This is a genomic window from Kitasatospora sp. NPDC047058 (assembly GCF_040643935.1).
Taxonomy (GTDB): Bacteria; Actinomycetota; Actinomycetes; order Streptomycetales; family Streptomycetaceae; genus Kitasatospora.
On record NZ_JBEYVJ010000218.1, the window covers coordinates 1 to 12,084 of the forward strand.

General features: G+C 74.6%; 9 protein-coding genes and 1 pseudogene. 4 read left to right on the plus strand and 6 right to left on the minus strand.

Annotated features, from left to right (window positions below; genetic code table 11):
- Positions 1-95 (plus strand): annotated as a pseudogene (locus ABZ885_RS26430) (3-hydroxybutyryl-CoA dehydrogenase); the annotation flags it as partial.
- A gap of 581 nt (positions 96-676) precedes the next feature.
- On the opposite strand, the gene ABZ885_RS26435 reads toward ABZ885_RS26430, so the two are convergent.
- Entirely contained in the window at positions 677-2,116 is a 1,440-nt protein-coding gene (locus tag ABZ885_RS26435; RefSeq protein ID WP_360193428.1) for a GuaB1 family IMP dehydrogenase-related protein, read from the minus strand.
- A 315-nt stretch (positions 2,117-2,431) separates the two neighbouring features.
- Here ABZ885_RS26435 and ABZ885_RS26440 point away from each other — a divergent pair, with 315 nt between their 5' ends.
- Positions 2,432-3,931 (plus strand): SDR family NAD(P)-dependent oxidoreductase, encoded by a 1,500-nt coding sequence (locus ABZ885_RS26440; protein WP_360193451.1) that lies wholly within the window; start codon positions 2,432-2,434, stop codon positions 3,929-3,931.
- Positions 3,932-3,952: 21 nt separating this feature from the next.
- Positions 3,953-4,408 (plus strand): NUDIX domain-containing protein, encoded by a 456-nt coding sequence (locus ABZ885_RS26445; protein ID WP_360193431.1) that lies wholly within the window; start codon positions 3,953-3,955, stop codon positions 4,406-4,408.
- Positions 4,409-4,490: 82 nt separating this feature from the next.
- Here ABZ885_RS26445 and ABZ885_RS26450 read toward each other — a convergent pair whose 3' ends face one another.
- Genes ABZ885_RS26450 through ABZ885_RS26460 form a run of 3 tightly spaced genes read right to left on the minus strand, consistent with a single transcriptional unit; the run spans position 4,491 to position 7,950 of the window.
- Complete coding sequence (locus ABZ885_RS26450; protein ID WP_360193434.1) at positions 4,491-6,722, minus strand: FtsX-like permease family protein; 2,232 nt, start codon at positions 6,720-6,722, stop codon at positions 4,491-4,493.
- Entirely contained in the window at positions 6,719-7,429 is a 711-nt protein-coding gene (locus tag ABZ885_RS26455) for an ABC transporter ATP-binding protein (RefSeq protein WP_360193437.1), read from the minus strand. Before ABZ885_RS26455 ends, ABZ885_RS26450 begins: the two co-directional genes overlap by 4 nt.
- Positions 7,426-7,950, minus strand: coding sequence for a PadR family transcriptional regulator (locus ABZ885_RS26460; protein ID WP_360193439.1), 525 nt, complete (start codon positions 7,948-7,950; stop codon positions 7,426-7,428). Before ABZ885_RS26460 ends, ABZ885_RS26455 begins: the two co-directional genes overlap by 4 nt.
- A gap of 463 nt (positions 7,951-8,413) precedes the next feature.
- Here ABZ885_RS26460 and ABZ885_RS26465 point away from each other — a divergent pair, with 463 nt between their 5' ends.
- Positions 8,414-9,097, plus strand: coding sequence for a hypothetical protein (locus ABZ885_RS26465; RefSeq protein WP_360193442.1), 684 nt, complete (start codon positions 8,414-8,416; stop codon positions 9,095-9,097).
- A 23-nt stretch (positions 9,098-9,120) separates the two neighbouring features.
- On the opposite strand, the gene ABZ885_RS26470 is transcribed toward ABZ885_RS26465, so the two are convergent.
- On the minus strand, positions 9,121-9,807 hold the full coding sequence (locus ABZ885_RS26470) for a YoaK family protein (protein ID WP_360193445.1): 687 nt from the start codon (positions 9,805-9,807) through the stop codon (positions 9,121-9,123).
- A 219-nt stretch (positions 9,808-10,026) separates the two neighbouring features.
- Complete coding sequence (gene asnB / locus ABZ885_RS26475) at positions 10,027-11,859, minus strand: asparagine synthase (glutamine-hydrolyzing) (protein WP_360193448.1); 1,833 nt, start codon at positions 11,857-11,859, stop codon at positions 10,027-10,029.
- Positions 11,860-12,084 lie beyond the last annotated feature (225 nt).

A 12,084-nucleotide genomic window follows, 5' to 3' on the forward strand; every position in this document is an offset into this window, starting at 1 on the left:
ACACCGTCGAGGCGATCGCCCGGTCGATGTACGAGGAGTACAAGGAGCCGCTGTACGCGCCCCCGCCGCTGCTCGCCCGCATGGTCGAGGCCGGATCCCGAGCGCATCGCCTCGGCCTCCAGGAGGTCACTCAGCGGCGACCGGCGGACCAGCCGTCCGTTGAGCTTCAGCCGGCCGGCCTTCTCGGCGGCGGCACCCAGCAGCCTCCGGTGCCACCGGGGCCGTACGCCGAGGGACCGCATCAGGCCGACGAGTTCGTCGCGGTCCTCGGCGATCTCCCGCGCCAGCCGCCACAGGTCGGGCGCAGCCGGGCCGCCCGCGTGCTCCCGGGCGATCCGGCGGGCCAGGGCGGCGCCCGCGTACGAGCCCGCCAGGTGGTCGTTGAGGTAGAGGGCGAGCAGAGGCTCGCCGTCGTGGTCCGTCATCGTGGCACCCCTTCGCGGTGCGGGGCCGCCGGTCGGGGCGGCCGGTCTGCGCCCTTGTGTCCCGGTGGTCGCGGCTGCCCACCGGGGCCGGACGGAAACGGCGTGGCCCGGGCATCGGACCGGCGACGCCCGGTGCAACACGCAGCACGCCCGGCCGGGCCGGTCCCGCGGCGCCGGGGCGGGGGAGGCCACAATGACGGAATGCGACCAAGCCCCGGCCCGGCCGGCCCGTCGGCCGCGGCTGAGGGCGGTCAGGCCCAGCTGGAGTGCAGCGGCTTGCCCTCGGCGTAGCCGGCCGCGCTCTGGACGCCGACCACGGCCTTCTCGTGGAACTCCTCCAGGCTGGAGGCACCGGCGTAGGTGCAGGAGCTGCGCACGCCGGCCACGATCGAGTCGATCAGGTCCTCGACGCCCGGGCGGGCCGGGTCGATGAACATCCGGGAGTGCGAGATGCCCTCCTCGAACAGCGCCTTGCGGGCCCGGTCGTACGAGGAGTCCTGGGCGGTGCGGTTGCTCACCGCGCGCGCCGAGGCCATGCCGAAGCTCTCCTTGTACTGGCGGCCGTCGGCGGCGGTCTGCAGGTCGCCGGGCGACTCGTAGGTGCCGGCGAACCAGGAGCCGATCATCACGTTGGACGCGCCGGCGGCCAGCGCCATCGCGACGTCGCGCGGGTGGCGGACGCCGCCGTCGGCCCAGACGTGCTTGCCGAGGCGGCGCGCCTCGGCGGCACACTCCAGGACGGCGGAGAACTGCGGGCGGCCGACACCGGTCATCATCCGGGTGGTGCACATCGCGCCGGGGCCGACGCCGACCTTGAGGATGTCGGCGCCCGCCTCGACCAGGTCGCGGACACCGGCGGCGGAGACCACGTTGCCGGCCACGACCGGGACCTGCGGGTCCAGGCCGCGCACCGCGCGCAGCGCGCTGATCATGGACTCCTGGTGGCCGTGCGCGGTGTCGACCACCAGCACGTCGGCGCCGGCCTCGACCAGGGCCTTGGCCTTGCCGGCGACGTCGCCGTTGATGCCGACGGTGGCGGCGATCCGCAGCCGGCCCCGGTCGTCGACGGCGGGGGTGTAGAGGGTGGCGCGCAGCGCGTTCTTGCGGGTCAGGAGGCCGACCAGGCGGCCGTCCGCGCCGACCACCGGGGCGAGCTTGCGGTGGGCCTCGCTGAGCTTGTCGAAGGCGGCGCGCGGGTCGATGCCCTCCTCCAGCAGCAGCAGGTCGCGCGACATCACGTCGGCGAGGCTGGTGAAGCGGTCGACGCCCTGGCAGTCGCCCTCGGTGACGACGCCGACCGGCTTGCCGTCCTCGACCACGACCAGCGCGCCGTGCGCCCGCTTGGGGAGCAGGGAGAGCGCCTCGGCGACGGTGGCGCCGGGGTCGAGGGTGATGGCGGTGTCGTGGACCAGGTGGCGCTGCTTGACCCAGCCGATGACGTCGGCGATCACCTCGGTGGGGATGTCCTGCGGGATGGCGACCAGGCCGCCGCGGCGGGCGACGGTCTCGGCCATCCGCCGGCCGGCGATCGCGGTCATGTTGGCGACGACGAGCGGGATGGTGGTGCCGGTGCCGTCGTTCGAGGAGAGGTCGACACCCTGCCGGGAGCCCACGGCGGAGCGGCTGGGGACCATGAAGACGTCGTCGTACGTGAGGTCGTACGAGGGCTTGAGGTCGTTCAGGAAGCGCATGAAGAAAGGGCTCTCTGGCTGGGAGAAGGTACACCTCGGGTGCGGGTGCGGGGAGGCCGCTGGGCGCACTCGGGCGCCCTGCACCCAACGTTCGATTCTCCGGGACGGTGGGGGCAAAAGCCAGTTCGAGGACGATTGCTGGCACTGTGCACAAACTCGTGATCAATGCACCGCGCGTAGACATGGAGGATCCTCCAAACAGGCGACCGGCAGACTGCTTTTCGCCCCGGCCGGGGCCGCTCCCGTAGCATTCACGCGGTAACGGCGAGGCGATCCAGGAAAGCGGCAGCGGGCATCATGACGGCGGGCGTGGACATCGAGCAGGACAGCGGCACCGGGGCCGTCGGAGTGACCGAGGAGGAGACCGACTACGGTCCCGGCCTCGCCCCCGAGCGGCTGCGACTCTGCCTGGAGGTGCTCGCCGAACTGGACGAGCTGCACGTGGACCACCCGGACGCGATCACCGTCCGCAAGGCGGTCGGCGGCATATTCCGCACGCTCAAGCAGCGCCGCCGCCAGGAGACCCGGGCCCGGAAGACCGCCAACGACCGGGCCGTCACCGCCCGGACCGCGACCGGCGCCCCCACCCGGATCGACGACGAGACGGCCGGCGCCTTCGGCCTGACCACCGTCACCACCACCGAGATCGCCGGCATCCTGGAGCGCCCCCGCTCCTGCTACACCTGCAAGCAGCGGTACGTCGAGGTGGACGCGTTCTACCACAACCTCTGCCAGGCCTGCGCCGTGAAGAACCGCGCCCGCCGGGACGCCCGCGCCGACCTCACCGGCAAGCGCGCGCTGCTCACCGGCGGCCGGGCCAAGATCGGCATGTACATCGCGCTGATGCTGCTGCGCGACGGCGCCCACACCACCATCACCACGCGCTTCCCCAACGACGCGATCCGCCGCTTCACGGCGATGCCGGACAGCGCCGAGTGGATCCACCGTCTGAAGATCGTCGGGATCGACCTGCGCGACCCGGCCCAGGTCATGGCGCTGGCCGACGAGGTCGCCGCGGACGGCCCGCTGGACATCCTGATCAACAACGCCGCGCAGACCGTGCGCCGGCCCCCGGAGTCCTACCGCGAGCTGGTCAACGCCGAGAGCGCGCCGCTGCCGGCCGGCGAGCTTCCGCAGTCCACCACCATCGGCCGGTTCGGCAGCGGCAGCGTGGACCTGCCCGCCCTGCCGGCCCAGGCGAGCGGCGAGGGCGAGCGGATCTCCGCCGAGGACGTCACCTCGCTCGCCCTGGTCACCGGCTCCGCCACGCCCGCCCGGATCGAGGCCGGCACGGCCATCGACGCCGGCGGCCTGGTGCCGGACCTCGCGCCCACCAACAGCTGGGTGCAGACCGTCAACGAGGTCGGCCCGGTCGAGCTGCTGGAGGTGCAGCTCTGCAACTCCACCGCGCCGTTCATCCTGATCAGCCGGCTCCGCCCGGCGATGGCCGCCTCGGCGTCCCGCCGCAAGTACGTGGTCAACGTCTCCGCGATGGAGGGCGTCTTCGCCCGCGGCTACAAGGGCGCCGGCCACCCGCACACCAACATGGCCAAGGCCGCGCTGAACATGCTCACCCGCACCAGCGCGCAGGAGATGTTCGAGACCGACGGCATCCTGATGACCGCCGTCGACACCGGCTGGATCACCGACGAGCGGCCGCACCCGGACAAGATGCGGCTCGCCGAGGAGGGCTTCCACGCCCCGCTCGACCTGGTCGACGGCGCGGCCCGGGTCTACGACCCGATCGTCCGCGGCGAGCACGGCGAGGACCTGTACGGCTGCTTCCTCAAGGACTTCGACCGCGCCGCCTGGTAACCACCCCTGGGAGGAACTGAGTTGACCACCGCACCACTGCTCGGCGCCGGCGTGATCGTCCCCACCGGGGACGGCCGGGTCCTGCTCGGCCGCCGGATCACCGCCGGAGAGCCGCCGACCTGGAGCCTGCCCGGCGGCAAGGTGGACGACCCGGGCGAGTCCTTCGAACAGGCCGCCGCGCGCGAACTCGCCGAGGAGACGGGCATCGTGCTGCCGGCCGCGGAGATGCGGGTGCTGGCCGTCCTGCTCGACCACGAGCTCGGCCGCCCCCGGCTCACCGCGGCCGTGCTCGCCCCGCCGAGCCTGGCCGCCGCCGAGGTCACCGAGCCGCACGCGTGCGCCGGCTGGGAGCGGTTCCCGCTGGACGCGCTGCCCGGGCCGATGTTCTACCCGTCCGCCCTGGTGCTGGGCAGCTGGCTGCCGGCCCTCGCCGGCGTCCGGCGCAGCGGGACCCACGCGTACCCCGTCGCGGGCTGACGCCCGCGCACCCCGTCCTCCGCCTCGGTAGGGGACAGGGTGCGCGGGTGCCGGACGACCGGGGTGCGCGGGGGCGGGCGGGTCAGCCGTTGCGGGCCGCCTCCGGACCGGTGATCCGCTTCAGCAGCGGCAGCGTCGAGGCGATGATGCCGAGCGAGGCCGCCAGGCCGAGCGCCACCAGGGCGAAGTACACCGCGCCCGGCGACACCAGGTCGTACTTCATCTGCGACTTGAGGAACATCGTGGACGCCGCGAAGCCGGTCCCGGTCGCGATCGCCGCCACCACCAGCAGCGGCAGCGCGCTCTCCAGCCCGACCACCCGCTGCAGCAGGCGCAGCGGCGCACCGGTGAGCCGCAGCATCGCGAACGGGCGCCTGCGGTCGGTCAGGCCCGCGACCACGCTCACCGCCAGGCTGCAGCCGGCGATCGGCAGGGTGGTCAGCATCACCACGTTGGCCAGCTGCCGCCACCCCGCCAGCTCCTTCTGCTGGGAGGAGCCCCAGTCGCCGACCGTCCGGGCCCGGAACCCCGGGTGCGCCGCGGTGAGCAGCGTCCGGGTCTGCTCCATGGCCGCGGTGGAGCCGTCGGTGGTCACGTAGAGGTTGCGCACCGGCAGCCCGGCCACCTCCTCCGCGGAGACCGGCGCGGCCGGCCACTCCGTCCCGGAGGCGGAGTGCAGGCTCAGGAAGCCCCACGGCGGGACGCCGGCCACGCCCGCACCGGCCGGGCAGCGGCCCACCACCGGGACCTGGGCGAGGTCGGTGCAGAGCACCAGGTTCGGCGCGAACCCGGGGCGCTCACCGGGCAGTGCGCCGAGCGCCCGCGGGTTGTCGTGGCCCACCGCCAGGCCGCGGAAGCCGGGCACCGCCCGGAGGTCCGCCAGCAGCTTCTCCGACACGGCGGCCGTCATCGGCGGCCCCTCGACCAGGCCGCTCTGCTCCACCGCGACCCGGGTCTCCGGATCCCCGCTGAGCGCGCCCCGGGCGTCGTTGATGGTGCCGATGATGCAGACCGTCGCCGTGGTGACGAAGAGGGCGAGGACGAGGCCGGCGACGGAGCGGAAACCCGCCTTCGGGTCGTCCGCGAGCCGGCGGACGGCGATCAGGGTGGCCGGCCTGCTGGTGCGCCGGGCCACGCCCCGGGCGGCCGCCATGGTCAGCCAGGGGCCGGCGATCACCAGGCCGAGCATGATCACCAGGAAGCCGGTCAGATAGGCCGCCGTCTGCCCGTTGGTGGTCTCCGGGCGCCGGTTGACGAAGTAGCCCAACTCGGCCAGGCCGCCCAGCAGCGGGGCCAGCCGCCAGACGCCCGGCGGCTTCGGGGTCACCCGGCGGGTGACGCCCAGCGGCGAGATGGTGACCCGGCGCAGGGCCAGCCGGGCCGCGACCGCCGCCGCCACCGGGACGCCCAGCGCGGTGGCCGCCGCCTGGAGCGGAGTGAGCGTCAGGTCCTCGACGAAGAACCGGTCACCGGTGAACGGAACGGTCGCCACCAGCGGGCGCAGCAGCAGGTACAGGCCGAAACCGGCCACCGTGCCCGCCGCCGCGGCCACCGTGGACTCCACCGCCGAGATCACCGAGACCTGCCGCGGCGTGGCGCCGACCAGCCGCATCGCGGCGTAGCGCTGCTCGCGGGTGGCGGCGGAGAGCCGGGTCGCGGTGCCGATGAACATGACCACGGGGAAGATCAGCGCACCGGCCACCACGGAGAGGATCAGCGTCATGGCGTCGCCGCGCACGCCCAGCCCCGGGCAGTCGTCGTGCTCGCAGGAGGGCGGCAGGGCGGTGGCGATGGTGGTCACCCTGCTCGCGCCGGGCAGGTGCTCGATCTCCGCCGGGGTGCGGCCCTCGATCACGTACAGCGAGTCCGGGGAGGGCAGCGCCTCGTCGCCGAGGACTCCGGCCATCCGGCCGGGGAAGCGGTCGCCCAGCTCCACCGCAGGGGTCGTGCGCAGCAGGTCGGCGAGCGCGGGCGAGGCGTAGTACTCGCCGGGCGCCGGCAGCCGGTCGAGGCCCGGCGGGACGGGCCCGGTCGGGCCGGTGGCGGCGACGTCGACCCGGAAGATCTCCCTGCCGTCGAAGTTGTCGCCGTGGTCCCACCACCAGAGCGGGTCGACCGGTGCCGTCTCGGTGCGGCTCGCCGCACCGCTGTTGGTCCACAGCACCCGCTCGTTGGCCTTGTCGACGGCGTTGATGCTCGCCAGCGTGGAGAGCAGCAGACCGACGCCGACCGCCACGGCACCGGCGATCATGACCAGCCGGGACACCGCCTCCCGTCCGCCGCTGACGGCGAGGCGCAGCGCGAAGGGGATCACGAGGCGATCCGTTCCGCCGCGCCGCCGGCCGAGGGGGCCGGTGCGAGCTCGGTGGCCCTGCCGTCGCGGACCATCGCCTGGCGGTCGGCGTAGGAGGCGACCCGCGGCTCGTGGGTGACCAGGATGACGGTGGTGCCCTGCTCGCGCGCGGAGGCCACCATCAGCTCCATCACCTGCTCGCCGGTGAGCGAGTCCAGGGCGCCGGTCGGCTCGTCGGCGAACAGCACCCGGGGGCGGGCCACCAGGCCGCGGGCCAGGGCGACGCGCTGCGCCTGACCGCCCGACAGCTCACCGGAGCGGCGCTGCTCCATGCCGTCCAGGCCGAGCCGGGCGAACCAGGGCCGGGCCTCGGCGAGGGCGGCGGCCCGTTTGGTCCCGCTCAGGAGTAACGGCAGCGCCACGTTCTCCTCGGCGGTCAACTCGGGGACGAGCTGGCCGAACTGGAAGACGAAGCCGAACCGGTCGCGGCGCAGGGCGCTGCGCCCGGCCTCGTTCAGGTCGTCGATCCGCTGCCCGTCGAAGTGGACCTCGCCGGAGTCCGGGGTGAGGATGCCGGCCAGGCAGTGCAGCAGGGTGGACTTGCCGGAGCCGCTCGGGCCCATGATGGCCAGCACCTCGCCGGCGTCCACGGACAGGCTCGCACCGCGCAGGGCGGGGGTCTCGCCGAAGGCGAGGGAGACGCCGCGGGCCTCGATCAGGGCGGTCATGAGCGCACCGCCTCGGCGAGCGCGTCCAGGCGGGCGGTGGTGAGGTCGATCCAGCGCAGGTCGGCCTCCAGGTGGAAGAGCCCGTGGTCGGCGAGGAGGGCGTCGACCAGTTCGCCGTCGCGGCGGAGGTCGTTCAGTTCCCGCATCCGCTTCAGGTGGGCGGCGCGCTGGGTGTTCAGGTAGATCTCGGCGTCGCGGCCGAGCATCAGGGCCAGCACGACCTTGGTGAACAGCACGGTCTGCAGGTTGGGTTCGGGCGTGATCGGCTCGGTCAGCCAGTGCTCGAACTCGGTGACGCCGGCCTCGGTGATCACGTAGCGCTTGCGCTCGGGCCCGTCGCCGGGCTCGGCCTCGCCGGCCACCACCTTGCCGTCCCGCGCCAACCGGCCGAGCGTCGCGTAGACCTGACCGTACGGCAGGGGCTTGCCCCGCCCGAAGAAGGCGTCGTAGTCGCGCTTGAGGTCGTAGCCGTGGCTCGGCTCTCGCTCCAGCAGCCCGAGAAGGGTCAAAGGAACACTCATGGGAGGAACATACACCAGACGTATACTCCGAGTGTATAGCTGGCGAGAATACGGCTCCGACCTGGGGAGGAGTGGCGTCGATGCCTGGGAACCAGGGGAGCTGACGGGTACTCGGCAGGCGTGGCCCTGGGGCCGGGCAGGTGTGGGCGGGGGCGGGACCCAAGTCCGCCCCCGCTCCGCACCACGGTCCGGCAAGCCCCCACAGCAGGCCGGCCCGCCGCGCCCGGGACGTGGCGGGCGCGGCTGCCCCCAGTCTGCCCGGCCGGCCCCTCCCCCGCCGAGGGCCGAACGTCCCGGTCCTCCCGCCGCCGCCCGACGGCCGTGCGGGCGTGCACACCAGGGGCCCTAGAATGTGCGGGAGTTGTGGACGGGGCGGGGACGGGGGGAACGTGGTGCCGGAACCCGCCGGCCGGGCCGGCCGGGCCCGCGCAACCGTCGACCGTGCACCCGAGGAGCCCGTGTCGTGCCCAGCATCCCGCGCCCGTCCCGGTCCGCGTCACGGCCGCGGCGGATCGGCCTGCACCTGCGGCAGGCCCTCGCACCCCGGTCACCCCGCGGGGCGCGGGCGGCCGGTGAGCCGCTGGTCCGGCCGCTGGACCGGTCCCGGAGCCGGGCCTGGGTCGCGGCCGGACTGGGCGTGTTACTCGCCCTGGCGGCCGCGGCCGGTGGTGCTCTGCTCGTCCACCGGGCCACCGCCCGGGACGCCGCCGCCGAACGCGCCCGCCTGCAGCCCGTCGACGCCGTCGTACGGAGCATCGACCGGCCCACCGCCACCCCGGACGGCCGCCAGGCCGGTGAGCACCAGAGCATCATCCCCGCCGAGGCCGCCTGGACCGCCCCCGACGGGTCGCCGCGCACCGGCACGATCGACGTCCGCCACACCACCGCCGTCGGAGCCGTCGTCACCCTCTGGGTGGACCACGCCGGAACGCCCGCCGATCCCCCGATCGACGGGGTCGGCCTGGCCGCCGACGCGGTCTGCGCCGGCCTGGCCGGATTCGCCGTCCTCTGCACCGCCGTCGGCGGCGCCCTCGCCCTGCGCCTGCGCACCCTCGACCGCCGGGCCGGGCTCGCCTGGGCGGCGGACTGGGCGCGCCGGGAACCGGAGTGGACCGGCCGCGCCGCCAGCAGCCCGGACGGCCCCTGAGCGCGGCCGGTCCGGCAACGGGCTCAGGAGGAGGCGTCGGCCGGGGCCGTCCAGGGCGGGGCGGGGTCGGCGGCGGAGGCGCGGCGGGTGACCGCGGCCACGCCGGAGAGCAGGAACAGCGCGAGGGCCAGCGCGGCGGGGACGCCGACGTGCAGGACCAGCACGGCGCCGAGCAGGGCGCCGCCCAGCATCCAGACGGCCGCGGCGAGCCGGCGGGCGCCGGCCCGGTCGGCGGCGAGGGCGGTGATGGTCATCGTGAGCACGGTGGTGGTGAGGTCCGGGACCTTCAGGTGGCGGACCACGGCGTTCTGCAGGCCCGTCGAGAAGCCGAGCATGACGATCAGCGGGTAGCGGACCGCATCGGCGGTGTGTCCGGCCAGCGCGGCGAGCAGGGTGCAACCGGCCAGCAGCACGGCCTCCCCGGCGGCGGAGACGAAGAGCAGCCGCCCCCGGAGGCCGGGCAGCAGCTCGCGCAGCCGGCCGCCGGCCAGCGCGCCGAGCAGGAAGGCGGCCAGGGCGGTGAGCGAGGCCCGCGCGGAGAGGCCGGGCGCGCCCGCCAGCGCGAAGCCGAGGAAGACCACGTTCCCGGTCATGTTGGCGACGAAGACGTGACCGAGCGCGAGGTAGCTCACCGCGTCGACCAGGCCGGTGACGACGGTGAGCACCAGCAGCAGCAGTACCAGCGGGCCGTGGCGGGGGTCGGTCCTCAAGCCTGTCCTCCTCCGGTCGGGCGCCCGGCCGTGCGGCTCTCCGGCGCTCCGTCCGTTGTACGCCGCCCTTGCGCGGCGGCCCGTCCGGCCCGCCGGGTCGTGGTCCGCCGTGAAGCGCCATGACCCGCCCTGAAGCCCCCCGCCGTGAAGCGCCCCGAAACGCCCCGTCCCGCCCCGGAACGCAGGCCGGGGCGGGACGGGTGACTCCCGGGCGGACCGTCAGACGGCCAGCGCCGGACGGTGGTGGTCGAGCCAGAGGGCGAGGTCGACGACCCGCTCCAGGCGGAGCCGGTGGCCCCACTCCAGCTGGTCGGGCGGGGTGTCCAGGCCGGCCTTGATCACCGTCTCGTCGGCGATGTCACGCACGTGCGGCGCGTCCAGGGCCTCGCGGGCGAGCTGCTGGAGCCCGCCGTTGTAGTCGGCGTGGTGGGTGGCCGGGTAGTGGTTCTTCGGCCGCCAGAGCACCGACTCGGGGGCGATGCCCTGCCCGGTGGAGCGCAGCAGGCTCTTCTCGCGTCCGTCGTGGCTCTTCATCGCCCAGGGGGCGTTGAAGGCGTACTCGACCAGCCGGTGGTCGCAGTACGGCACGCGCACCTCCAGGCCCTGGGCCATGGAGAGGCGGTCCTTGCGGTGCAGCAGCTGGCGCAGCCAGCGGGTGAGCGAGAGGTGCTGCATCTCGCGCTGCCGGTGCTCGGCGGGGGTCTCGTCGTCCAGGTGCGGGACGGCGGCGAGCGCGCCGCGGTAGGTGTCGTCCCGGAACTCGCCGATCCGCAGGTGGGCGGCGAGGTCGGGGTTGATCGGCATGGCGGCCTCGTCGCCGGTCACGAGCAGCCAGGGGAAGGTCTGCGCGGCGAGCGCCTTGGGGTTGTGGAACCACGGGTAGCCGCCGAACACCTCGTCCGCGGCCTCGCCGGAGAGGGCGACGGTGGAGTGCTTGCGGATCTCGCCGAACAGCAGGTACAGCGAGGTGTCCATGTCGCCGACGCCGATCGGCGAGTCCCGGGAGACGACGACGGCCCGGCGGTGTTCGAGGTCGAGCAGGGAGCGCGGGTCGAGGACGACGGTGGAGTGGTCGCTGCCGATGAAGGCGCCGGCCTCGGCGGCGTACGGGGTGTCGTGGCCGGTGCGCAGCACGTCGCCGGTGAACTGCTCGGCCTGGTCGCTGTAGTCGACGGCGTAGGAGCGCAGCTTGGCCTGCGGGCCCTCCTGGAGCCGGAGTTCGTCGGCGACCAGGGCGGTCACGACGGTGGAGTCGAGGCCGCCGGAGAGCAGGCTGCAGAGCGGGACGTCCGCCTCCAGCTGGGCGCGGGCGGCGCGGTTGACCAGGGAGCGGACGCGCTCGGTGGTGGCGGCGAGGTCGTCGGTGTGCGGGCGGGCCGTCAGCTCCCAGTACCGGCGCTCGCGGATGCCGCTCCGGTCGAGGACGAGCAGGCCGCCGGGGTGGACCTCGCGGACGCCCGCCCAGACGGTGGGGCCGGTGTTGAAGAGCAGGCTGTAGGCCTCGCGCAGGCCGTCGGCGTCGACGGTCGGGGTCAGTTCGGGGTGGGCGAACAGGGCCTTGGGCTCGGAGCCGAAGGCCAGGCCGCCGTCGACCTCGGCCCAGAACAGCGGCTTGACGCCGAGCCGGTCGCGGACCAGCAGCAGGCGCTCGGCGCGCTCGTCCCAGATCGCGAAGGCGTACATGCCCTCCAGCCGGTCGACCAGGGCGTCACCCCACTCCTGGTAGGCGCGGAGCACCACCTCGGTGTCGCTGCGGGTCTCGAACCGGTGCCCACGGGCGCGGAGTTCGGCGCGCAGCTGGTGGTGGTTGTAGACCTCGCCGCTGTAGGTCAGCACGACGCCCGGCTCGTCGCGGCGGTCGGCCATGGGCTGCGCGCCGCCCTCGATGTCGATCACGGCGAGGCGGCGGTGGCCGAGCGCCGCGTGGGCCCCGAGCCAGACCCCGCCGGCGTCGGGCCCGCGCAGGGCCATGGTCGCCGTCATCGCCTCGATGACGGGGGCGCTGTGGCGGACGTCCTGGTGGAAGGACGCCCAGCCGGTGATTCCGCACATGCGCGTGGACTCCTTGGGCGGGAGGGTTCGGAACGGTCGGTCGGGGCGGACGGCCGTCGGCGCCCGGTTCACCAGTCGGGCGGCGGGGGCGCGGGGTTCCACCGATTCGGACACATTTCCGGCCACGGGGGCGGCGCTGGGGCATTGAGGTGCGGCGGAGCGGCGGGCCCGGGCGCCGGCTGGGGCTGGTCTGGCTGGACATCAAGGACCCGAACTACTGCGGGG